This is a genomic window from Mucilaginibacter daejeonensis (genome assembly GCF_020783335.1).
In the GTDB taxonomy this organism is placed as follows: domain Bacteria; phylum Bacteroidota; class Bacteroidia; order Sphingobacteriales; family Sphingobacteriaceae; genus Mucilaginibacter; species Mucilaginibacter daejeonensis.
Map to the genome: position 1 here is coordinate 4,516,484 of NZ_CP086068.1, position 24,305 is coordinate 4,540,788.

At 48.1% G+C, this 24,305-nt stretch carries 16 protein-coding genes, 2 tRNA genes and 3 rRNA genes; 11 read left to right on the forward strand and 10 right to left on the reverse strand.

What is annotated here, in order from left to right; translation table 11 throughout:
* The first annotated feature begins 89 nt into the window (after nucleotides 1-89).
* Complete coding sequence (locus tag LLH06_RS19375) at nucleotides 90-278, forward strand: hypothetical protein (RefSeq protein WP_228170943.1); 189 nt, start codon at nucleotides 90-92, stop codon at nucleotides 276-278.
* A gap of 112 nt (nucleotides 279-390) precedes the next feature.
* On the opposite strand, the gene LLH06_RS19380 is transcribed toward LLH06_RS19375, so the two are convergent.
* The gene (locus LLH06_RS19380) at nucleotides 391-1,410 is read right to left on the reverse strand and encodes an aldo/keto reductase (protein WP_228170944.1); all 1,020 of its coding nucleotides are present in this window, start codon (nucleotides 1,408-1,410) and stop codon (nucleotides 391-393) included.
* Between the two features lie 276 nt (nucleotides 1,411-1,686).
* On the opposite strand from LLH06_RS19380, the gene LLH06_RS19385 reads away from it, so the two are divergent.
* Nucleotides 1,687-2,019, forward strand: a complete 333-nt coding sequence (locus tag LLH06_RS19385) for a hypothetical protein (protein WP_228170945.1) — start codon at nucleotides 1,687-1,689, stop codon at nucleotides 2,017-2,019.
* A gap of 70 nt (nucleotides 2,020-2,089) precedes the next feature.
* Here LLH06_RS19385 and LLH06_RS19390 read toward each other — a convergent pair whose 3' ends face one another.
* Both LLH06_RS19390 and LLH06_RS19395 read right to left on the reverse strand, forming a co-directional pair.
* Nucleotides 2,090-3,070, reverse strand: coding sequence for an acyl-ACP desaturase (locus LLH06_RS19390; protein WP_228170946.1), 981 nt, complete (start codon nucleotides 3,068-3,070; stop codon nucleotides 2,090-2,092).
* A gap of 52 nt (nucleotides 3,071-3,122) precedes the next feature.
* A complete protein-coding gene (locus tag LLH06_RS19395; RefSeq protein ID WP_228170947.1) occupies nucleotides 3,123-4,166 on the reverse strand; it encodes a glycoside hydrolase family 5 protein in 1,044 nt (347 codons plus the stop codon).
* 188 nt (nucleotides 4,167-4,354) lie between these two features.
* On the opposite strand from LLH06_RS19395, the gene LLH06_RS19400 reads away from it, so the two are divergent.
* The 4 genes from LLH06_RS19400 (at nucleotide 4,355) to LLH06_RS19415 (ending at nucleotide 11,365) form a co-directional block, all read left to right on the forward strand.
* Nucleotides 4,355-5,704, forward strand: coding sequence for a sensor histidine kinase (locus LLH06_RS19400; protein ID WP_228170948.1), 1,350 nt, complete (start codon nucleotides 4,355-4,357; stop codon nucleotides 5,702-5,704).
* A gap of 19 nt (nucleotides 5,705-5,723) precedes the next feature.
* Nucleotides 5,724-7,799: a cellulose biosynthesis cyclic di-GMP-binding regulatory protein BcsB gene (locus LLH06_RS19405; RefSeq protein WP_228170949.1), complete on the forward strand. Its 2,076-nt coding sequence runs from the start codon at nucleotides 5,724-5,726 to the stop codon at nucleotides 7,797-7,799.
* Nucleotides 7,800-7,898: 99 nt separating this feature from the next.
* Nucleotides 7,899-9,809, forward strand: coding sequence for a glycosyltransferase (locus tag LLH06_RS19410; RefSeq protein WP_228170950.1), 1,911 nt, complete (start codon nucleotides 7,899-7,901; stop codon nucleotides 9,807-9,809).
* Nucleotides 9,806-11,365, forward strand: a complete 1,560-nt coding sequence (locus LLH06_RS19415; protein ID WP_228170951.1) for a hypothetical protein — start codon at nucleotides 9,806-9,808, stop codon at nucleotides 11,363-11,365. Before LLH06_RS19410 ends, LLH06_RS19415 begins: the two co-directional genes overlap by 4 nt.
* A gap of 644 nt (nucleotides 11,366-12,009) precedes the next feature.
* Here the strand turns inward: LLH06_RS19415 and rrf are convergent.
* From rrf to LLH06_RS19450, 7 genes are all read right to left on the reverse strand, one after another.
* Nucleotides 12,010-12,121 (reverse strand): 5S ribosomal RNA (rrf, locus tag LLH06_RS19420).
* Between the two features lie 210 nt (nucleotides 12,122-12,331).
* Nucleotides 12,332-15,215, reverse strand: a 23S ribosomal RNA gene (locus tag LLH06_RS19425).
* Between the two features lie 241 nt (nucleotides 15,216-15,456).
* Nucleotides 15,457-15,530: transfer RNA gene (locus LLH06_RS19430), tRNA-Ala, on the reverse strand.
* 27 nt (nucleotides 15,531-15,557) lie between these two features.
* Nucleotides 15,558-15,632, reverse strand: a tRNA-Ile gene (locus LLH06_RS19435).
* Nucleotides 15,633-15,791: 159 nt separating this feature from the next.
* Nucleotides 15,792-17,313, reverse strand: a 16S ribosomal RNA gene (locus LLH06_RS19440).
* Together the 16S, 23S and 5S rRNA genes with 2 tRNA genes alongside form the textbook arrangement of a ribosomal RNA operon.
* A gap of 735 nt (nucleotides 17,314-18,048) precedes the next feature.
* Nucleotides 18,049-18,765, reverse strand: coding sequence for a fibrobacter succinogenes major paralogous domain-containing protein (locus tag LLH06_RS19445; protein ID WP_228170952.1), 717 nt, complete (start codon nucleotides 18,763-18,765; stop codon nucleotides 18,049-18,051).
* A gap of 115 nt (nucleotides 18,766-18,880) precedes the next feature.
* Nucleotides 18,881-20,089 (reverse strand): right-handed parallel beta-helix repeat-containing protein, encoded by a 1,209-nt coding sequence (locus LLH06_RS19450; RefSeq protein ID WP_228170953.1) that lies wholly within the window; start codon nucleotides 20,087-20,089, stop codon nucleotides 18,881-18,883.
* Nucleotides 20,090-20,340: 251 nt separating this feature from the next.
* Here LLH06_RS19450 and LLH06_RS19455 point away from each other — a divergent pair, with 251 nt between their 5' ends.
* The 5 genes from LLH06_RS19455 to LLH06_RS19475 all read left to right on the forward strand — a co-directional run bounded on the left by LLH06_RS19455 (nucleotide 20,341) and on the right by LLH06_RS19475 (nucleotide 24,298).
* Nucleotides 20,341-21,276, forward strand: a complete 936-nt coding sequence (locus tag LLH06_RS19455) for an outer membrane protein assembly factor BamD (RefSeq protein ID WP_228170954.1) — start codon at nucleotides 20,341-20,343, stop codon at nucleotides 21,274-21,276.
* Between the two features lie 11 nt (nucleotides 21,277-21,287).
* The gene (locus LLH06_RS19460; RefSeq protein ID WP_228170955.1) at nucleotides 21,288-21,626 is read left to right on the forward strand and encodes a DNA-directed RNA polymerase subunit omega; all 339 of its coding nucleotides are present in this window, start codon (nucleotides 21,288-21,290) and stop codon (nucleotides 21,624-21,626) included.
* A gap of 126 nt (nucleotides 21,627-21,752) precedes the next feature.
* On the forward strand, nucleotides 21,753-22,952 hold the full coding sequence (gene coaBC / locus LLH06_RS19465) for a bifunctional phosphopantothenoylcysteine decarboxylase/phosphopantothenate--cysteine ligase CoaBC (RefSeq protein ID WP_228170956.1): 1,200 nt from the start codon (nucleotides 21,753-21,755) through the stop codon (nucleotides 22,950-22,952).
* Nucleotides 22,952-23,845: a type IX secretion system protein PorD gene (porD, locus tag LLH06_RS19470; protein ID WP_228170957.1), complete on the forward strand. Its 894-nt coding sequence runs from the start codon at nucleotides 22,952-22,954 to the stop codon at nucleotides 23,843-23,845. The genes coaBC and porD overlap by 1 nt, the downstream gene beginning before the upstream one ends.
* 87 nt (nucleotides 23,846-23,932) lie before the next feature.
* Entirely contained in the window at nucleotides 23,933-24,298 is a 366-nt protein-coding gene (locus LLH06_RS19475; RefSeq protein ID WP_228170958.1) for a BlaI/MecI/CopY family transcriptional regulator, read from the forward strand.
* Nucleotides 24,299-24,305 lie beyond the last annotated feature (7 nt).

A 24,305-nucleotide genomic window follows, 5' to 3' on the forward strand; every position in this document is an offset into this window, starting at 1 on the left:
CTAAAGCTACGTTAAGCCGCCTTGAAATTACCGAAAACGTAAGCAATGGCACATTGATTGCGAAATGATAGCTATTCTATCCGTTCCGTATGACAGATTTTTTGATCAAGTATGATGCCGAGATCATTGCCTTTTTGGTCTTTGGCGCTGTGGTTTTGTTGGGCTTCGTTTTTATTGGCAAACTTGGCCGCCGGTCGACCAACGCCGATCAAAAGGACTCGGGCACGAGAGCTTATCTTACTGGCATCAACGCCGAAGAGAAAGAAGAAGACGAGTAAAACTCAGCAAGTCACCGCAAAGACCGATCTGGACAAATGATCAGAAACAAAAGGTCCCCTCAAGCTAAGCGCCGGAGGGGACCTTTGTTGTTTTATATGGATATCTTTCGCCTTAGCGCTTCTCTACGCGATCGTAAAAACCACCAAAAGAGTTGGTCCGTACCGCTTCCTCGGCAAAAAAGTCGCCTGGGAAACCGAGACTGATCTTGCTGGCCTCATCCAGTTTGGCCAATTGCTCGTTGGTTAGCGTCAGATCAACGGTGCGCAGGTTCTGCTGCAACTGATCCACTTTGGTAGCACCGACTATCGGGATGCACGAGAAATTCTGCTGCATCATCCATTTCAAAGCCACGTGAGCCGGCTCGGCACCTACCTCGGTGGCTATATCCATCACCACGCGGGTAATGCGTTCGCTATTTTCGTTACGTCGGTTGCTTTCGGCCTTAACCCGACCGTTCTCGCCACGCAGGTATTTACCGGTAAGTGCACCACCAGCCAGCGGTGCCCATGGGGTAATGGTAAGCCCAAAGTGTTTGGCCATAGGTATCAGCTCGCGCTCGGGCGTACGCTGGATCAGGCTGTACTCTACCTGTAAGGCCACAAATTGACTCCAGCCCATCAGTTCGGCCAGTGTGTTGCCTTTAGCCACAACCCAGGCCGGTGTATCACTAATGGCCGCATAGTTCACCTTGCCCTGGCGAATCAGGTCGTCAAGCCCGCGCATCACCTCGTCAATAGGCGTAAGGTCGTCCCATATGTGCAGGTATAGCACATCGATAAAATCGGTATTAAGGCGCTTTAAACTACCTTCCACGCTGCGCATCATGTTCTTGCGGTTATTGCCCGATGCATTGGGGTTGGTGGTGTTATCTTTCAGGGTATACTTGGTGGCCACCACAAAATGATCGCGGTCATGGTTACCCAGGTATTCGCCAATGATCTTTTCGCTGGTGCCCAGCTTATAGATGTTGGCCGTATCTAAAAAGTTGCCACCCGCCTCGGCATAAGCATCCATGATCTTGAAGCTGGTGTCCTGATCGGCCCCCCAGCCACCTTCGGTACCGAAGCCCATGGTACCCAAACATAGTTCAGAAACTTTGAGGCCCGACCGGCCCAGTAATTTGTATCTCATAGGTGTAGATGTTCGGGCTCCTTTAGCGGAGCGCGTTAAGCAAAACTAACACAATTGACCGATCAATGGCAACATGTTCACTGTTTCGATCATGTAACACTTTGGGGCTTAAAAACGGTGCCACATCGGCTTGCGAAACCGACTTTTTCAAACTTATTTCAAGAAATACCTGCAAATGTCAACATTTATCCTCGCCACCAGGTGTGTGATACGCTGGTGAAACAAAACCAGCATCGCACGTGTACCTAATTTACCTAACCCCATAACGTAACCATTATGAAGATCATCCACACCAAAGAGCCGGTGGCCGCGGCCGAAATCAAACAGTTCCTGGAGCGTGAGCTACCACCACAATTCAAGCTGCAGCGCCACGCCGACATCGACCTCATCTTCACCGAAAGCACCAACGGCCTCCAGATCGGTCAACCTGACCTGTACGAGGACTGGTTATTCAACATTGAACTCGTGAACCCTGAGGAGATACACATCACCAAATCGGAGCACTACACCGACGATGTGAATGTGTTGACGCTGGAAGACATCATGAACAACCTGTTCCTCCAATTTCCGGGCCGTCAAAACATTGACCATATCGCGGAGGAGTCATAAGCCATACAGCCACAATAAAAAAGCCATACTGATGATCAGTATGGCTTTCGTGTTTTATATGGAGCGGCTGTTAACCGTGGATCCACGAGAATTTGTATTCGAGCATCGGGTTCTTCATACGCTCGGCCACCCTGATCAGGCGGTCAGGCAAGCTCGTGATATAATCACGGGCTTTTTCGCCGGCCTCGTTCAGTTCGGTGCGGCTTTCGATCTGCCACTCATCGATCAAGCTTTTCAGGATGTCCACATAGTCAATGGCGGTATAGATACCCAAACGTTGCGCAGCATCGGTAAAGTGACCGAAGGTTTGACCGATCTTTAAACCAACCTCACGCAGGAAGTGGGCCGGCATCACGATCTTTTTGCGCATCATATCCTCAAAGGCGATCATGGCCTCGTTGGCGTCTACCTCGAATATCTTGCTGATGAAGTGCTTGTATGCCTTAGCATGGCGGGCCTCGTCAGATGCGATCACACCACACATTTTTGACAACAACATATCACCATCTTTTTTAGCTTGCGAAGCTACCCTACGGTGCGATACATTGGTGGCCAGCTCCTGGAAGGAGGTATAGATAAAGTTTCGGTAAGGGTCTGTACCGGTACCAATGTCAAAACCATCGGCAATGAGGTATTGGGTAGATACTTCCATGGCGCGCATGTTCACACGACCTGATAAGTACAGGTACTTGTTCAGCAGGTCGCCGTGGCGGTTCTCCTCGGCGGTCCAATGGCGGGTCCAGGTCATCCAGCCGCCATGCTCGGTCTTATCCACACCTTCTACCATGCTCAGCCACGACTCGTAGGTAGGCAGTGCTTCCTCGGTAATAGTATCACCGATCAGTACGGCCACCAGGTCATATGACAGGCCTTTGGCGCTTTCTTGTAATTCCTTGATCTCCTGGAAAAAAGTATCACGTGTTGAGTCGGGCAACAGGTCTGAAGGCTGCCATATCTGATCGATAGGCTTCAAAAATTCATGCATCTTTTCGAGCATGTATTTTTCAATATGCTTCATTACCTCGCGACGCTTCTCTTCGAAAAATCTCATAATTATATAAAGTACGCAAAGATACTCATAAAAAACGTTATGACTTCATTTATTATTTGACGCCTACCGGTTCAAGGCCGATAGCATCCTGCATGCAAGCAGGTAGTGTTGCCATAGATGGTTTACCCGAAAAAATGGAGAAATTCCCATTATATTCCCACAAAATGCCGGATATTTGCATCTCTTTCAAGGTTTCGTTTACGGCTTTTATATAACGGCATCGGCTATCGGCATCGGCGTATTTGTTATACACTCCATACTCGCTGCATAATATTGGAACGTAATACTTGCCCGCCCAGTTTTTAACGATCTGCATTTTATCTTTGATAGAGCCTGCATTACCATCATTGCGGTACTGATAGTAGTTTGTTTCACCCCAGGTGCCTTTTGCTTTAGGAGCAAGTGCGGGAAATTTTTCCACACTGTAGGGAAATGGCACCCCGATCGTAGATACCTGATCCCCTACCCAAGTGGCCCCTTGGTGAGTAAAGAAAAAAGGTTCATAAAAATGAAATGTGTAGATAATGTTCTCATCGGCCAGCCGCACCATACGGCTCAACTCATAAATGCTGTTGTAATTCGATGCACCCACCAGCAGTGTACGACCCTTATCGATCTTGCGGATGGCCGTCACGATGTTATAGGCTGCGTCCTTCCATAGCTGCGGGTCCATGGGAGGCGGCTCGTTGTAGATCTCGAAATACAGGTCATTGGCGCTCAAGTTCCGGTAAAGCCGTGCCAGGCGCGCCCAGGTATCGATCACGGCCTTTGTTTCAGCTGTATGGTTACTATCGGCCAGTGTGCCATAATGATAATCAATGATCAGTTTTAACTTATATCGCTTGCACCAGGCCCATACCTGATCAATGTTCTTGAACAACTTGGCGTTGGCCGCCTTATGTTTTTCGTAATACTTAAATGCTACCGGCAGCCGCACACTGTTAAAGCCAAGTTTTTTGATGAGGTCAAGGTCGGCCGAGGTGATCGGGCGCCGGTCGAGTGCCTTTGGGTCCCAGGTCTGTTCGAGCCATGAGATATTAATGCCCTTACCTAAGGATGCTGCCCTACGGAAGGCAGTTGCCCTGTCCTGAGCCAATGTTGGTGTGCTTTTTGCAAATGTGAAGCAAACTGCAAGGAAAAATATAAGGGCACATGTTTCATAACAGTTTAGATCTGAGTGATCAGGTTTATTATCTTTTATGTAAAATGCCATTTTTTTTATAGTTTTAACAAGATCTGACCGAACGTCAAGATCTTGACCTTTATCCAATACTAACGATCATAATGATTGCTCAGATCAGTAAAGAAGAACTTGTCAAGGAGACCCGGAAGAAAGCCTGGTTCTTAACCAATAACATCATTTGGTCAATCATTTTCCTGTACCCGCTTTTAGGTATCATTGATTTTGTGTACGCACCTAAGTACTGGGCCGAGTTCACGGTGGTGCGCATCATTGTGGTGGTGATCATCTACGGCGCTTACACCTTTGTACAGCAACGCAAATACGACTATAAAGTTCTGTTACACATCAGTTTCTTTTTGCTCTCGCTGGTGATGGCGGTATTGGTGAACCTGGTAGATATCTCCAATCTCACTATCTACTTCCTGATGTATGCCATCATTATTCTGTTCTTTAACATTCAGGTATTTTGGGAGCCGGTCAATTCACTCATCCAATCGTTAATGGCGATCCTGATGGTAGCCATCTTTTACAACCTGCTGAATGAGTACACGCTCGATATCTTTATCTCCAACGGTGGTCAGTACTTTTTCATCATCGCACTGGCCTCATGCCTGATCCCTAACTCACGGTATAAGATCCTACAGCGTGAGGTAAGCTCTCAGCTCATCATCGAGCAAACCAACGAGCAGCTAAAATCGCAGAACCGCGACATCCTGGAGAAGAACAGCATCATTGACCTTCAATACGATAAACTGCTGAGGTTAGACGAGCAAAAGAACAGCTTCATCAACATAGCAGGCCATGATCTAAAGAACCTGGTAGGCTCCATAGTAGTGAGTAATAACATGATCCTGGAAGAGGACCATCGCCTGAGCGAAGATCAAAAGGAGTTCTCGAAATTCATAGGCGACTCGGCCGAGAAGATGCAATACTTGCTTAAAACGCTGATGGACGTTAAAGAGATCGAATCGACCGAGATCAAGTTCAACATGGAAGTGTTCGATGCCAATGCCGTCGCTTCGCAGGTATTCAGAGGTCTTATCGATACTGCAGCATTGAAGAACGTTCACCTGGTGAACAACATCCTCAAATTGCCGATCAATGTAAGGCTCGATAAAGTATTTACCAGCCAGGTATTCCAAAACCTGCTTTCGAACGCTATCAAGTTCTCGCAAACCAATAACAACATCAGGGTGGTCACCAGCCTGCAGCGCCAAAAGTTCTCGTTAGAGATCATTGACGAAGGTTTGGCCATCGGTCAGCATGAACTGGATATCATGTTCAATAAACTGAAGACCCTGAACGATGCATCAGGATCGGCCGCCGAAAGCCGCATGGGCCTGGGCCTATCGATCGCCAAGCTGATGACCATTGAGATGGGCGGCGAGCTGACCTACCGCAGCGATGATAACGGTAACTACTTTAAAGTTGAATTTCAAGCCATAAGCTAATATAACCTGCAAACCCGATATGAATAAATTTTTTACCTTCTTAGTTTTACTGACCACCTTGCTGACCAAGGTAACGTTGGCCCAAACTAACATTTCTTTTAAGACCTACGGCCACGACGATGAAGTGGTTTACGGTATGAGTGGTGTGAGCTCGTTCTACTTCAGGATGGACCCACAGGTTGACATGAACCGTAGTAAACTGGTCTTGTTCTATGAGCCATCACAGGCCCTGATCAAGAACATGTCGTTCGTTAACATCCTGATCGCCGACAAACCAGTGTATAGCGGGCGTATGACCCAGGATTCGATCCAGCGTTTGGTGATCCCTCTTGACCGCAGCTACCTTACAGACAATAACCAGTTCCTGAAGGTACAGGTAAAGACCTTGCTGACCATTACCGACAACAAGTGTAAGGATCTTGATAATCCAGCCATGTGGATCAAGGTAAAAGGTTACTCATTCCTGTCGTTGGTTAAAAATGCTAAGGACCTAAACAACCACGTGAACATCAGCAACGCCTTTGAGTCAAAAACAGCTATCGTTTACCCGTCGGTACCAAGCCTGAATGACCTTAAAGCTGTGGCATGGGCATATAACAAGATCAAACGTTCATTAGCGGTTAGCGACCTGCGTGTTTACGCTGCCGATCGCGTGCCTGACAGCATTCGCAACTATGTGATGGTAGGTACACTGGATGCTTTACCTGCCGATAAACGCAGCCTGATCAAAGTAACTCCGGGCGGTGGTCAGGGCTTGATCTACATCCACAAAGGCGGTGTCGATTCTGCAGCTTTCCGTCCTCATTTCGTGTCATCCATATCGGGCGCACGCCAGGCTTTCTCCAATAACGAGATCATGTTCGTTACCGGTGCCGATGATAGCGGCTACGAAAAAGCGATCACCGCTTTAGGTAACTACAGCGTGCTTAACTCATCATTTGGTAACTACCTGGTGATCAACACTGCCGATAATGATAAGCTCATGACCCTGAACCGTCAGCGTACCAAGCTGACCTTCCGCGATGTGGGTGGCGTATCGAACTTTATGTCGGGTATCGGTTCGTTACGTAGCGTTTATAACTTCAAGAACAGCGATTTCACTTTCACACCGAAAGAGATCGAGATGCACTTTGTGGCCAACTACAGCGGCATGAGCGCTAATGATCGCGGTTTCTTTAATATATACCTGAACGGTATGCTGATCAGCAGCGAGAAACTGAACGAATCGGGCAAGTTGAACGCAACGGTAGTAGTTAACCGCTACCAGCACCGTAAGTACAACTCATTGACCGCCGAGTTCCGTTTTTACCCATCTAACGGTAACTGCCAAAACAGCTTCCTGAACTTCTTTGGTGAGATCGATGTTGACAAATCATACCTCGAGTCACGTAATCCATTCGTGAACAATACCCTGAGCTTCTACCAATATCCTGAAGCATTTAACGAAGGTGACACCCGTATAGTAGTGAGCAAGAACGCTGCTAAATATGCTGCCGGCGCTATTGGTGAGGTGGTATACGAGCTGAACAATAACCTGAACAGCAACAACTTCCCTACCTTTGCCTACTCTGACGAAGTTACTGATGCTGACCTGAAGAAATACAACGTGATCGCGTTACTATCGAAAGATGATCAGCTGATGGAAAAATTCCCTGATGCGCCGATCAAATTCAACCATGCGTTCCGCCTTTACCGTAACGAGGATAACAAAGATGTTTATTCCCTGTCTGACTCGGTATCTAACGGTCTGTCGCAGATCTTCTACGGTCGTGGTAGCAACAATGCTTCATTGGTATTGACCGCTACCGGTAGTGACCTGAGCGGTGCGTTCCTGTCGGCCGCCAAAGCGATCACCGAGCAGTTATCTACTCTTAACAGTAACGTTTGCGTGTCTGACGTGATGGGTAACAAATACCTGTTCAACATTGACAAAGCATCTGACAACATCGAGTATACCGATGCTAAAAGCGGCCTGGCCCGTTTTTGGGAAAATTATAACCTGTACATCCTGTTAGGCGTATTAGTGCTGATCTTACTGGCATTCTTGTACGTACGTTCAAGAGTACAACGCTCGCAAGATTTCCTGGGCGAGTAATTCACCGGGAGTTATTTGTCTTAAACAGAATAACAATAGCAGAAGATCTCGCATTTTCTGCTATTGTTCATTACAATATCTTATTTCTACACCAAGCTTATGCGTAATACCCTGGGTCACGGTCAAGTTTCTCATGATACCGGCGATATCTATTCGGGCGCACGTAATTCATCAACCTTTGGTTTGCTGGTACAGGACGGGTTCCTGAACTATGGCGAACTGGACAGGATCGATGAATATGCGGCCAAGATCGGTGGATCGGCCATTAAGATCGCGTTGAACTTTGGTTTCATCTCACGTAAGAACTACGAACGCTCACTATCCAATGCAGGTTATGTTTTTGAGCAGATACGTGAAGAAGCCTTTGACCGCGAGGTGCTGGACAAGGTCGATCTTCGTTTCGTTGACGAGCACCTGGCCATCCCCCTTCGTATAGAGAACGATAAGGTGGTGACCATTATGGCCGACCCTGATGATCAGCTGTTCATCGACTTTATAAGGCTTACGTATAACAAAGAGCCATCCATCATACTGGCATCCGATCTTGACATCACCTGGTTAAGCCACAAGCTGCTGGGTGAGCAATATGTAAAGTCGGCCGTGTTCGAGTTGTTGAACAATGATAATAAAAGCTCGGCACTTACCACCTTTACCTCTGGCCAGCTCATCTTCATCTTTGGCTTTATTGGCTTGCTGGCAGCTGGTCTGGTGCTCAACTTCAAGATCACCTCCATCATCCTGAACGTGATCATGAGTACGTTCTTCCTGCTTACGATCACTTTTAAGCTATTCTTATCGCTGGTTGGATCTAAGTTCGAACTGTACCAGGCCGTTACCCGCAGCGAGCTTAAAGCGATCAATGATGATGAGTTACCGGTGTACACTATTCACTTGCCGGTTTATAAGGAAGATAAGCTGATCAAAAAGCTGATCTGGAACTTGCAGAGTATCGATTACCCGCGCGACCGCTTAGACATCAAACTCCTGATCGAGGAGGATGATGACAAAACGCTGAACGCGGTACGCAACCTGGATTTCCCGGCCATTTTTGAGGTGATCGTGGTACCGTTCCACATGCCCAAGACCAAGCCTAAGGCTTGTAACTATGGATTGCACTTTTCGCGCGGTACGTTCCTGACCATTTATGATGCGGAGGACATTCCGGATACGGATCAGCTAAAAAAGGTGGTAGCGATGTTCAACAAGCTGCCTGAAGAGTATATATGCGTACAATGTGCATTAAATTACTTCAATCGTAACGAGAACTTCCTGACCCGGATGTTCACGCTGGAGTACTCCTACTGGTTCGATTATGTATTGCCGGGCCTTGATACACTGGATATCCCGATCCCGCTGGGTGGTACCAGTAACCACTTTAAACTGGCGCAACTGGTAGAGCTGGGCGCCTGGGATCCGTTCAACGTGACCGAAGACGCCGACTTGGGTGTGCGCGCCTATGCAAAGGGCCACAAGATCGCGGTGATCAACTCCACCACGTACGAAGAAGCTAACAACGACTTTTTTAACTGGATCCGTCAGCGCTCGCGCTGGATCAAGGGTTATATGCAAACCTACCTGGTACACATGCGCAACCCGCTGGCACTGATCCGCAAGATCGGTTTCAGGGGTTTCCTAGGTTTCAACTTCTTCGTGGGCGCTACACCCATCATGTTCCTGATCAACCCGATCCTGATCCTGATCTTTGTTGCCTACGTGGTGTTCGACCTGGGGATCATCCGCACGTTATTCCCCGACTGGGTGCTGTTCATCTCCATCTTTAACCTGATGGTGGGTAACATCCTGATGATCTATGTGAACATGATGGCCGTTTTTAAACGCCGTTATTACGAGCTGATCCTATTCGCGATAGCAAATCCGCTATACTGGCTCATGCACTCGATAGCTGCGTACAAAGGCTTGTATCAGCTGATCGTGAATCCTTTTTATTGGGAAAAAACGAACCATGGTTTGAGTAAGACCCATAATCAAGTTACTACGCCTAAACAATGAAACGGTCAAAAAATTTCTATCTCATACTCATAGCCCTCATACTGGCGGTATACTACATTTTTGTTGGGGTATATCTTAACAAATTGGGTTATACCAATCATGAGCAGCTTTTTTATATCGAGAAGGCCAAGATCGTGACGCATGGTATAGGCAACAAGCTCCGTGTAATGGGTCTGACCTCGCCATTGTTGCCATTTTACGGATCATACATCTTCAGCTTCATCAATAATACCCTTGCACCGGTGCTGGCCTCGGCCGTAGGGACCGCGCTGTTATTCTTTATGATGGCCAACTCCTTGGTAAAACGTAATAAGGATAACTTTTACCTGGCCTTGCTTGTGATATTATTCACGTTCCACCCGGGTTTGATCTATACCGCTTGTTCGGGTAAATCCACCTATATGGTGCTGATCTTCTTTTACCTGTTCTTCCTGAACATGCTGAGGTTCTATAACTCCAATACTACTTACCACATATCCATAGCCAGTATATTTTTCGTGCTATTGGTTTTTAGTGATTACAAGTGCGTATGGTTGGCACTGTTCTTTATACCGTTGGTGTTATCCATCTCACTGCATAGTTTGAACCTGAGCGAAAAGGAACCAGTGTTCAGGTTGCATTTGAGCTTCAACAATCCGTCGTTAAGGCGTAAGTTGGTGAACAAAACGTTCTCGATATATAGTATCATCTTCATCCTGCCACTGGCCTCGGTGGCCTTGTACAAGGTATTGAACCTGACACACGCCGATGACCTGAATTACTTTTTAGATAGCCCTTATGCTACCTGGAACATCATTGCCGACCAGTTCGAATACAGCAACCATGCACTGGCATCAAGGTATGATATTCCAGAGATATCGATATTGGTGTCATTAAAGGCGATCGTATTTTGCCCGATGGTGGTGTTGGCCATCTATCTATTCAAGCAGAACACCTACCAGATCCTTACACTGCTTACCCCTTTCGGCCTCATCGAGTTCCTGAAGGTGAAGTATGATAAGGTGAATCTGGTTTACGGTTATTACCTGCTTTTCCTGGTGCTGGCATTGCTTTGTATCATCTTCAGAGCCCGTTTCATCCGTAACCAGAATGCTCTTAAATTAACGCTGGTGATCGTGGCAGTGGTACAGATCTACATTGGTTACATCTTTTTGGCCAGATCGTACATCCACGAAGAGAGCCACTTTGTTGAAGTGTTGCGCGAACGTACTGCTGATAAAGTTGACGAGCAGAACCGGGAGATAGCCGATTACCTGAACAAGTTAGGGAAGAACGACAAGGTGCTGGTAGACGACGCCGTAGCATATACTGTAGGCTCGTACGTGAAAGACATAACCAAACTGACCCTTCCATATCAGGAAAGCTATTTGAGTGCCGTAGAAGCGCCGGAAAAGTACGACGGCTACGTGCTGATCGCCAATGATGAGAACCCGATGTTGGGCTATACCCAGCTGACCGATTTTTACATGACCGGTATTAGGCGTAAGAACCCAAAACTGAACGCATACAAAATATACGTGACCGACTACTGGACCTTATACCGGTTATTGGAATAACATTTAATTGAGTAATTATAATACGAAGGCCTGGTCGTTTGACCAGGCCTTTTATTTTTGTTTATATGCATGTAAAGATCTGCAAGAAATGTAATACCTCAAACTGGGGAACATAGACATCATCCAGTTCGGGCAAGCTACATACTTATTGTCGTAATGGTCGTGCCCTTAAATATAGCTCGTTCAAGAAGGCCAATGGCGGTAAACATACTCGTATGGAGTGGCTGCAAAAATTATCATCAACTCCGACGTGTGCTCTCTGCCATAGGATGTGGTATACTATACCTGCAAGACCAGATAAGCGCTATCGTAACGTTTGGACAAAAGGTCTTATCATTCTCTTAAGCAGGGGTGTTTCGGATGATATTGACAATATACAGGCCATGTGCTATGCCTGTAACTTTGCGAAGTGCAATAGAGCGTAGAGCCTGCTCACTTTGATAAGAATTGGATATGGTAAGCAAGGCGAATGTAGATAAGCTCGAGAGAAAGTTGGAACCACAAGATCGAATAAGACAGCCATCAAGGCAGTGTCACATTGAGGATCAGGTGTAGGACGATATAGATTTTATAGGCCTTCACAAACCCGTTATAAACGACAAAAGCCCCGAGGTTTTGAGGACCTAGGGGCTATTTGTTGTAAAGGTTGGCACCGACCTACTCTCCCACGTTTTACCGCAGTACCATCGGCTCAGGCGGGCTTAACTTCTCTGTTCGGAATGGGAAGAGGTGGACACCGCCGATATAGGCACCTGAATATCTTAATGTTCGTTAGGGTAGTGAGTATCTGGTATCAGGTATCAAGACATTTTATCTTGTTACTTGCTACTATGTACTTGTTACTCCACGGAACAATGACATATTATTGGAAGAAGTGATCTTATTATACTGAGATCAGATTACAGTACTATTTGTGTTTTTGAGTTCGGTGGTGAGACCGGAAAGATCTCACCACCTTATCTGTTATTGAAGAAAGCGTCGGGCAATTAGTATCACTCGGCTATGATGTCACCACCTTTACACCTATGACCTATCAACGTGGTAGTCTTCCACGACCCTCAAGGGAAGTCTCATCTTGTGGCTAGTTTCGCACTTAGATGCTTTCAGCGCTTATCTATTCCGAACGTAGCTACTCTGCAGTACAGCTGGCGCCATAACAGATTCACTAGAGGTTCGTCCAACCCGGTCCTCTCGTACTAAGGTCAGCCCCACTCAAACTTCCAACGCCCACAACAGATAGGGACCGAACTGTCTCGCGACGTTCTGAACCCAGCTCGCGTGCCACTTTAATCGGCGAACAGCCGAACCCTTGGGACCTTCTCCAGCCCCAGGATGTGACGAGCCGACATCGAGGTGCCAAACCTCCCCGTCGATATGAGCTCTTGGGGGAGATCAGCCTGTTATCCCCAGCGTACCTTTTATCCTTTGAGCGATGGCCCTTCCATGCAGAACCACCGGATCACTATATCCGTCTTTCGACCCAGCTCGACTTGTCTGTCTCACTGTCAAGCAAGCTTATGCTATTGCACTCCGCGTACGGTTACCAAGCGTACTGAGCTTACCTTTGAAAGCCTCCGTTACCTTTTTGGAGGCGACCACCCCAGTCAAACTACCCGCCAAACAATGTCCTCCGCTTTGCGGAGTTAGACACCAGATACAGAAAGGGTGGTATTTCAACGTTGACTAACCGACTCCTAGCGAAGCCGGATCACAGTCTCCCACCTATCCTACACATCCTGTACCCGATATCAATGTTAAGTTGTAGTGAAGGTGCATGGGGTCTTTCCGTCCCGTTGCGGGTAACCGGCGTCTTCACCGATACCACAATTTCACCGAGCTCATGGCTGAGACAGCGCCCAGATCGTTACACCATTCGTGCAGGTCGGAACTTACCCGACAAGGAATTTCGCTACCTTAGGACCGTTATAGTTACGGCCGCCGTTTACCGGGGCTTCGATTCAATGCTTCGCCTTGCGACTAACATCCCCTCTTAACCTTCCGGCACCGGGCAGGTGTCAGGCCTTATACGTCATCTTTCGATTTTGCAAAGCCATGTGTTTTTGTTAAACAGTCGCCTGGGCCTTTTCACTGCGGCTTGCATTGCTGCAAGCGCCCCTTCTCCCGAAGTTACAGGGCCATTTTGCCGAGTTCCTTAGCCATGAATCACTCGAGCACCTGAGGATCCTCTCCTCGACCACCTGTGTCGGTTTGCGGTACGGGTCTTTATGACCTGAAGCTTAGCAGGTTTTCTTGGAAGTCTGATTACCATCACTATCCACTCGCCCGAAGGTCTGCGGTACTATCAGCTTTCAGCAAACAGGGCGTACTTTACTACCCCGCCTATACCTACGGCCTTTAACGTTCTATTCCGTCAGAACGCGGATGTGTCACTACTCCGTCACTGCATCGCAGTCATAAAAAGTACTGGAATATTAACCAGTTGTCCATCGGGATCTCCACTCGGATTACCCTTAGGCCCCGACTAACCCTGATCCGATTAGCGTTGATCAGGAAACCTTGGTCTTTCGGTGGGCGGGTTTCTCTCCCGCCTTATCGTTACTTATGCCTACATTTGCTTTTCTGCAACCTCCACATGCACTTGTCGTGTCATGCTTCGCCGGCGGCAGAATGCTCCCCTACCAGTACACTTAAAAGTGTAATCCATAGCTTCGGTATACTATTTAATGCCCGTTTATTATCCATGCCCGGCCGCTCGACTAGTGAGCTGTTACGCACTCTTTAAATGAATGGCTGCTTCCAAGCCAACATCCTAGCTGTCTGTGCAGCCGGACCTCGTTAGTTCAACTTAATAGTAATTTGGGGACCTTAGCTGATGGTCTGGGTTCTTTCCCTCTCGGCCCTGGACCTTAGCACCCAGAGCCTCACTGCAGCGTATATTATTCAGCATTCGGAGTTTGTCTGGATTTGGTAGGATATGACTCCCCCGCACCCAATCAGTAGCTCTACCTCTGTATAACTTTACCGCCACGCTGTTCCTAAAAACATTTCGGGGAGTACGAGCTATTTCCCAGTTTGATTAGCCTTTCACCCCTACCCACAGGTCATCCGGAAACTTTTCAACGTTTATCGGTTCGGTCCTCCAGTACCTGTTACGGCACCTTCAACCTGCCCATGGGTAGATCACAAGGTTTCGCGTCTACCTCCTCTGACTGCACGCCCTATTCAGACTCGCTTTCGCTTCGGCTTCGTGTCTTAAACACTTAACCTTGCCAGAGAAGAGTAACTCGTAGGCTCATTATGCAAAAGGCACGCCGTCACAGAACAGGTCTGCTCCGACCGCTTGTAAGTACACGGTTTCAGGTTCTATTTCACTCCCCTGTTCGGGGTTCTTTTCACCTTTCCCTCACGGTACTGGTCCACTATCGGTCTCTCAGTAGTATTTAGCCTTACCGGATGGTGCCGGCAGATTCCTACAGGGCGTCTCCGACCCCGCAGTACTCAGGAACTCACTAGGTCATCATTTATTACGCGTACGCAGCTCTCATGCTCTATGGCGGGCCTTCCCATGCCCTTCCGCTTCTATTTGATGTAACCATGTCGTGGTCCTACAACCCCCAGTATGCCGTAACATATTGGGTTTGGGCTGTTTCCCTTTCGCTCGCCACTACTCAGGAAATCACTATTGTTTTCTCTTCCTCTGTTTACTTAGATGTTTCAGTTCAACAGGTTCGCGCTTTTGCGATCATCCTTCAGATGATCAGGTTTCCCCATTCGGACATCTCCGGATCAATTCATATTTGCTGATCCCCGGAGCTTTTCGCAGCTTATCACGTCCTTCATCGCCTCTGAGAGCCAAGGCATCCCCCGTGTACCCTTCTTTACTTTCTTCTACGCACCCCGCTTTTGCTCGGGGCGGTATGTTTTATTTAGATGTTGCTCTGGTATCAAGTAGTTAGTATCTCGTATCAAGACCGAGGTCCTGCTACTTGCTACTTCGTACCTGCTACTGATCTCAACGTCCTTCACTGTTGTTTGATTCAGTTTTTACAATTACTTCTTCCAATATGTCAAAGAACTTTCGTACGCATCTGTAACGTCATCCCCTTGTGAGATGACTGTAGTGTACAATGTGGAGAATAACGGATTCGAACCGTTGACCCCCTGCGTGCAAGGCAGGTGCTCTAGCCAGCTGAGCTAATTCCCCTTTCAAAAAGATGTCGTTACCCTGTAGTAGTCTCGAGCAGATTTGAACTGCTGACCCCTACATTATCAGTGTAGTGCTCTAACCAAACTGAGCTACGAGACTATGGTTTGATGTAGCCACTTTACTGATATGGCCTCTTCTTTTTTAAGGGTTTCTCTTTCCTCTTCTTTTTTAACTTCTTAAGAAATACATGTGCGTAGCAGTTTCACTCTTTATCAAGGTTACTTCGACCTCTCTCTTTTCACTTGGATACTGCTCCAGAAAGGAGGTATTCCAGCCGCACCTTCCGGTACGGCTACCTTGTTACGACTTAGCCCCAGTTACCGGTTTTACCCTAGGACGCTCCTTGCGGTAACATACTTCAGGTACCCCCAGCTTCCATGGCTTGACGGGCGGTGTGTACAAGGCCCGGGAACGTATTCACCGCGTCATTGCTGATACGCGATTACTAGCGAATCCAACTTCACGGGGTCGAGTTGCAGACCCCGATCCGAACTGTGAACAGCTTTTTGAGATTGGCATCCTGTTGCCAGGTAGCTGCCCTCTGTACTGCCCATTGTAGCACGTGTGTAGCCCCGGACGTAAGGGCCATGATGACTTGACGTCGTCCCCTCCTTCCTCTCTACTTGCGTAGGCAGTCTGTTTAGAGTCCCCACCTTTACATGCTGGCAACTAAACATAGGGGTTGCGCTCGTTGCGGGACTTAACCCAACACCTCACGGCACGAGCTGACGACAGCCATGCAGCACCTAGTTTCGTGTCCCGAAGGACTGATCCGTCTCTGGATCATTCACTAACTTTCAAGCCCGGGTAAGGTTCCTCGCGTATCATCGAATTAAACCACATGCTCCTCCGCTTGTGCGGGCCCCCGTCAATTCCTTTGAGTTTCACCCTTGCGGGCGTACTCCCCAGGTGGAATACTTAACGCTTTCGCTTAGACGCTGACCGTATATCGCCAACATCGAGTATTCATCGTTTAGGGCGTGGACTACCAGGGTATCTAATCCTGTTTGATCCCCACGCTTTCGTGCCTCAGTGTCAATCACACTTTAGTGAGCTGCCTTCGCGATCGGTGTTCTGTGACATATCTATGCATTTCACCGCTACTTGTCACATTCCGCCCACTTCAACTGTATTCAAGCCCGGCAGTATCAAAGGCACTGCGACAGTTAAGCTGCCGTCTTTCACCCCTGACTTACCAGGCCACCTACGCACCCTTTAAACCCAATAAATCCGGATAACGCTTGGATCCTCCGTATTACCGCGGCTGCTGGCACGGAGTTAGCCGATCCTTATTCTTACCGTACATTCAGCTTCTCACACGTGAAAAGGTTTATTCCGGTACAAAAGCAGTTTACAACCCGTAGGGCCGTCTTCCTGCACGCGGCATGGCTGGTTCAGACTTGCGTCCATTGACCAATATTCCTTACTGCTGCCTCCCGTAGGAGTCTGGTCCGTGTCTCAGTACCAGTGTGGGGGGTCATCCTCTCAGATCCCCTAGACATCGTCGCCTTGGTGGGCCGTTACCCCGCCAACTAGCTAATGTCCCGCATGCCCATCTTTATCCTATAAATATTTGATCACATTGAAATGCTTCATCGTGATGTTATGCGGTGTTAATCTCTCTTTCGAGAGGCTATCCCCCTGATAAAGGTAGGTTACATACGTGTTACGCACCCGTGCGCCACTCTCACAGGGAGCAAGCTCCCTGATCCCGTCCGACTTGCATGTATTAGGCCTGCCGCTAGCGTTCATCCTGAGCCAGGATCAAACTCTCCATTGTAAAATGTTTTGTTCGATACATGACCCTATTCTCTCAAATAGAAATCTGTATTAATAATGATAAGCCCTAAAGCTCATCTTTGTATCTTTATACAGTATCCGAAAAGTTGGTTTATTTGTTGACCTGAAAGGTCTTCTTTAACTTGACTTGGAGTTACCGACATCTCTCGATGTCTCTCCCGCTACGCTACATGTTACTTCTTAAAAGAACTTTGTCGCTTCCCCGTCTCGGTTCAGCTTTTATATCTTCTCACCATTGCGGTGGCCGATCTTCATTTGTTTTGTTTCGCTCCTTCCGGAGCTTTCAGAGACATCGTGCCTCTTACTTCTTGTTCCCTTTCTTTCTGAACTTTCGTTCGTTCCGTTTGGGAGTGCAAAGGTAGAAAGCTTTTTGTTATTTGCAAAATTTATTTTTATTTATTTTGCGGGGCTTTCTTTTCGTTACCGGTCGCCTCTCAGCTCCCTTTCACCCTTTACCTTTTTAAGAACTTTTTCCCTCCGGCTCGTTCGCCTTGGGGCTGCAAAGATGCGAACTTTTTTGTATTCATGTCAAGGGTTATTTTAAAATAATTTTTCACCACTTGAACTTCAAAAAACGACCCGCGTTTCTCATTTGCGGGGCTGCAAAGGTAGAAAAATATACACTCGCCGCAAACTAATCTTGATCTTATTTGTAAGCGATACGCTAATCGACTCTTTTACAGCTTCAAAAACTTCACCAGCCGTACAAGACCTATCAATTCTTGACGCATCGAACGCTAAAACCGCTGTTCCGGTCATCCGTATCGGGTTTTAAAACGTTGTTATTACCTGTGATATTATACGTTATGGCAAAATCAGCATAGGCCTCTGTAGTAGCACTCCACCATGTGGCCGAAAAACCTGCGTTGTCATCAACACCATTGTTGTTACGTCCGCCACCAGGTAAAGCTCCAAAGCCTATCGCACGCCCGTCATCATTACTTGGCTGCTGCCAGTTGCTGTGCTTACCGGCTTTCATCTTACCCCCAGCTATTGCAGTTCCACCCAATGCCTGCATCAAGGTGCGCCACTCGGCATCAGTAGGGATGTGCCAGCCCTTAGGGGCAAGCTTGCGCCGATCCGCCATGGCACGCCAATTATATAGCAGGCCATATAAGGCGACGTTCTTTTCATCATCATTATAAGTACACCATGCACCGGTGGTTCGGTCGCGCCATTGGCCGCTGTCACTTATGTGAGGTATCGCATCACCGTTACTGTAATGGGTCACCCTTAGGTTCTCGGCCATCCATACCTGACCGCCTATCCTGATAGTACGGTAAGTATTTCCATCAATGTCGGTCATGGTACCCGCATATTGTGGTGCTGATGCCCGATGAGCCTCCGGCTTTGCTTTTGTGTTGGCACCATCATGACAACCACCCATCATAATGGCTAATCCTGTTATGTATATATATACGCGCAACATCATATCATATGATCAGTTGTTAAACAAACTATACCCATGTACTACTTATATATACAGCGGTACATGGGTAAGTAAGCTTAGAGGCTACCAACTATCAAAGCTGTCAATAATTGATGGTTTATAAAGTATTACCGCTAGATACGCTGTTGGGCCCGGCTAAACTGAGGCCGTTCCCGTTGAGCTTGCAATTTTTAACGGTGTTATAGTCTGACGGCGATGTTTCGCGAATGCCATACGCATTACTGTAGATGTTCAGGTTTTGCACCAGATTGTCGCGGCATATATAGCTCAGCGTGGTAGAGAAGCGGATACCATCGGACCCATTGCCTGATATGGTGCCGCCGTTGATCCTGATCTGTTGGGCATTTTCCAGCAAGGCACCGTGCGACTGGCAATCCTTTGCGTTCAGCGTACCGATGGTACAACCGTTACTACTGGTAACGCTGAAGAACCCGCGACCGCAGCCGGTAGAGTTAACGGTAGTGACCTGGATATTGGGCCCTGCATTGTTAGCGATACGGAAACCGGCGTAACCGGTGCCACGGCCGCAGTTGGTGGCGTTCACCGTTCCTACCGTACCATTTTTTGATTTATTGAGCAGCAACCCGCAAGCACCAGCATTGGTGGCGGTCACGGTGCCAATAGTAAAGCCATCTACGCCATAGGTCTCTACGGCATTATCACCTGAGCCGCTGATATCGCAACTGGTGAGCGTTAAGTTGCGCGACCAATCGCCCTTGCTGTCATCCACCCTAATACCTAAACCCGACGAGGAGTTGAGCGTCATGATGATATTGCTGAGCGTGATGTTGCTACAGGTTTTTAGCCAGATGCCATAACGGGGGTTACCGGTCACCTTCATGTTCTTGATCTCGATATCGGTGCGGCGTTCGCCCTGTATAGGTACGATGAGCTGATCGCTGCTATTGCAGTTAAAGGTGGTATTGGCAAAATCGAGCACGGTATAGCTGGGGATGTTGACGGCCTTGATGGCACCGCCCGACTGGCCCGAACTGCCGGAGTTCTTAATCAGTACCGTTTCTTTAGAGGTACGGCCGGCGGTAAGGTTATTACAGGCGGCCTGGATGGCGGCAATGTAATCGGTACCGGTGTATTTGGTCACGCCGTTCACCTTGGCGGTATAAGTGCCGCTGGAGCCGGTCACCTCGGCCGAACTCACGGCCGTGACCGCACGTACGTCGGCGGGCGCGTCAGTTTTTGGAGTAGGGTCGGCTTGTTGGTTCTTGGTACAGGCGGATGCGAACAGCAACAAAGCTGCTGCGGCCGCACGCAAAGGCATGCCGCCCGATAGGATGTGTGTTTTCATAATAGGTCTTAATTAGTTGGTTAACTGATAATTGGTAACACAAATGTGACCTCTGTTAAGTGAACGACCATCCTGCGCTTTCCTGAACTGTGACGAAACATGCTATTAACCTATTGTATATGCATGTGCCTACCGAAAGGTTAAAATATGTTAAATGCGCTTTTTGATAAGCTTAAAAGCACTATCCGCCTGTTATTTTCGTCCATAAATAAATAATTGATTGATCTACATTATATAATTATCTTTGCAGGATGTTTAAAAAGCAACGTGCTATAATTGCAAGCTTACTGGTTACCACCGTTTTAATTATCGGGAGTTGTAAAAGCAACTACGAGAAATTGAAAGAGGGTAACGATAGGGCCAAGCAGTATCAGCAAGCCATTAAGTACTACAATAAAAAAGAATACTCTAAAGCACTGGAGCTTTTTGAGCTGCTTACCCCAAAGTACCGCGGGCACGGCGAGGCTGAGGAGTTGTTCTACTACTACGCATACGCTAACTATTACCTAAAGGATTATACATCGGCTCGTTATCATTTCAAGAACTTTGCTGATATGTACCCGAGCAGTAACCGCGCCGAAGAGTGCCGCTACATGTCGGCCTTTTGCTATTACAAGGATTCGCCTAACTATAGTTTAGATCAGGATAATACTACTAAAGCGATAGAGACGCTGCAGCTGTTCATCAACTTATATCCAAAAAGTGAGCGCAGTGCCGAAGCGGCCAAACTGATCCAGAACCTGCGTGATAAGTTGGAGACCAAAGCTTACGCCAACGCTAAATTGTATTTGGACATCGGCGATTATCTTTCGGCAGTGATCGCGTTCAACAACGCCCTGCGCGATTACCCTGATACCAAATATGGTGAGGAGATGGAGTACCTGATGATCAAGGCGCAATACATGTACGCCCGCAATAGCTCAGAGGCCCGCCAGGAAGAACGCTTTAACCAAGCGATCGCCTATGCCGACCAGTTCACCGAGAAATATGCTACCAGCAAGTACAAGGATGATGCTACGGATTACCGCCGATACAGCGAAAGAGGTATAGCCGCCAGCAAACGTACCTTAGCCGCCTGGGAAGCTGAAGGCAAACTGCACAAAAAATTATCGAAGGATAGCACCCGCAGGTCGGGCCAGCAACAATCGGTAGATGATAGAACCAATCAAAAAAGTCCGCAAAACTAAAATATACGAACATGAGCAATAACAATAATAATAAACCGACCGTGGCCAGCAGCACCGTTACACGCGATCTGCGCGACCTCGACCGTAGCACCAACAACTTGTACGAGTCGATCGTGATCATGTCGAAACGTGCTAACCAGATATCTAACAATATCAAAGAGGAGCTTCACCAGAAATTGTCTGAGTTCGCTTCAGCTAATGATAACCTGGAAGAGGTATTTGAGAACCGCGAGCAGATCGAGATCTCGAAACACTACGAGCGTTTGCCAAAACCAACCCTGGTAGCTGTTCAGGAGTTTTTGGAAGACAAGGTTTACTTCCGTAACCCGAACAAAGAGACCAAAGAATAATACACCAGCTTCCCCAGCGGGAAGCAGAAAGAAGTATATAAAGCCGGATAGTGTTCTATCCGGCTTTTTTGATAAAAAGTGATCCGGGTTGAAAAGGATCCAGTACAGGTTAGCTACATTTGTATCATGCTGAACGGCAAAAAAATAGTTTTAGGAGTATGCGGAAGCATTGCAGCATACAAAGCGGCAACGCTGGTACGGCTACTGGTGAAGGCAGGTGCCGAGGTACAGGTGATCATGACCGCCGATGCCGTGAGCTTCATCACTCCGCTAACCTTATCTACCCTATCGAAAAAGCCGGTACTGGTCAATTACTTTGAGCCTACCACCGGCGTTTGGAACAACCATGTGGAGCTGGGCCTTTGGGCGGATATGTTCCTGATCGCACCGGCCAGTGCCAATACCTTAGCTAAAATGGCCAATGGTCAGTGCGATAACCTGCTTACTGCCGCCTACCTTTCGGCTAAGTGTCCGGTGTATTTTGCCCCGGCCATGGACCTGGATATGTGGCGCCACCCGGCCACGCTTAATAATGTGCAGCGCCTGCAAAGCTATGGCAACATCCTGATCCAGCCCGGTACCGGCGAACTGGCCAGTGGATTGCATGGCGAGGGCCGCATGGCCGAACCGGAAGAGATAGTGGACCTGCTCATCTCAGCGGTCAATGACACGTTCCCTTTAAAAGGGAAAAAGATCATGGTAACGGCCGGGCCAACGCATGAGGCCATTGACCCTGTGCGCTTTATCGGCAATCATTCATCAGGGAAGATGGGTTTTGCCATTGCTGAGGAACTGGCCAAACAAGGGGCTACGGTGACACTGATCAGTGGCCCTTCTGCACAGGCAGTGAACCACCCAGGTATCACCCGCATCGATGTCACCTCGGCCGCCGAGATGCTGGATGCCTGCCTCACCAACTTTGAAACAGTCGACGCCTGCGTGATGAGCGCCGCCGTGGCTGATTATACGCCTGTTGAGGTGGCCACGCAAAAGATCAAAAAACAGACCGATAGCTTTAATATCGAACTGAAAAAGACCACCGACATACTGCGCACGCTTGGCGAACGCAAAAGCCCCGGCCAGGTGCTGATCGGCTTTGCCCTTGAAACGCAGAACGAGGAACAGAACGCGGTGGACAAGCTTCGTAAAAAGAACCTTGACCTGATCATCCTTAATTCGTTAAATGATGCAGGTGCGGGTTTTGCGCTCGATACCAACAAGATCACCATGATCGATAAGGACCTGGTGTATACCACCTTTGATATCAAGAGCAAGACCGAGGTAGCTGCCGATATTTGCCGCGAACTGATCAAACTGATGGCGTGATGAAAAAACTGTGCTTATTGCTACTGGTCTGCCTAATCGGCCTTACCGCCGCCGCCCAGGACCTTAATGCCCGGGTGGAGGTGCTATCGCCCAAGATCGCTACCACCAATAAGCGCATATTCGTGACGTTGCAAAATGCCATGCGCGATTTTTTGAACGGCCGCAAGTGGAGCGCCGACGCCATACAACCGCAGGAAAAGATAGATTGCAACTTTATCCTCACCATTACCGCGTGGGATAACAGCACCACCTTTAGCGGCGAGTTGCAGGTACAGAGCACACGCCCGGTATACAATGCCTCATACAACAGTCCGGTGTTCAGCGTGAACGATCGCGACTTCGATTTTACGTATACCGAAGGGCAGACCATCGACTTCAACAACCAGAACTTCCAGAGCAATCTGGCCTCAGTGATGGCCTTTTATGCTTACATGATCCTGGCCTTTGATTATGATAGCTTCAGCAAATTCGGGGGTACGCCTTATTATGCCAACGCCCAAACGGTGGTGATCAATGCGCAAAGTTCATCATATAAAGGCTGGAAGGCTTTTGATAATAACACCAACCGCTACTGGCTCTCTGAGAATACGATCAACCGCACTTACATTCCACTGCGCGAGTTCCTGTACATTTACCATCGCCAGGGGCTCGACCTTATGGCCGATAACGCCGTTAAAGCACGCGCCAACATCGCGGCCGCACTACCTGTACTTACCCAGCTGGACCGCGTGCGCGTAGGGGCCACCTTGCCTACCCTGTTCTTTTTGGCGAAGCGTAGCGAACTGGTCTCCCTCTTTGCCCAGGCCTCACCGCAGCAACGCACACAGGCCATGAATATCCTGAGCCAGGCCGACCCGGCCAACGGCAACCTTTACAAAGCGCTTCAGCAGTGATCCTGAGCTAGTTTTAAAATATTTTTATCAAAATATTTTGATATACGAAATCCATCGTAGATATTTGTACGACAAGATTCGTACATAATGGATATCAAACCAACAGAAAGTGAATTAGAGATATTGCAGGTGCTTTGGAAAAAGGGCCAGTGCTCGGTACGTGATGTGCACGAGGAACTGCTTAAAACCAAGGAGGCTGGTTACACCACTACCCTCAAGCTCATGCAGATCATGCATGATAAAGGACTGGTAACGCGCGATGCCTCGGCCAAAACGCACATCTATACTGCGGCCATGAGCGAGCAGCAAGTGAAAAAGAGCGCGCTCGATAAATTCATCAATACCGTGTTCAAAGGTTCGGCGGCCGATCTGGTGATGCAGGCCCTGGGTAACCACCAGGCCTCTAAAGATGAGATAGCGGCCATTAAAGATTATCTGAAAAAATTTGAATGATCTGATC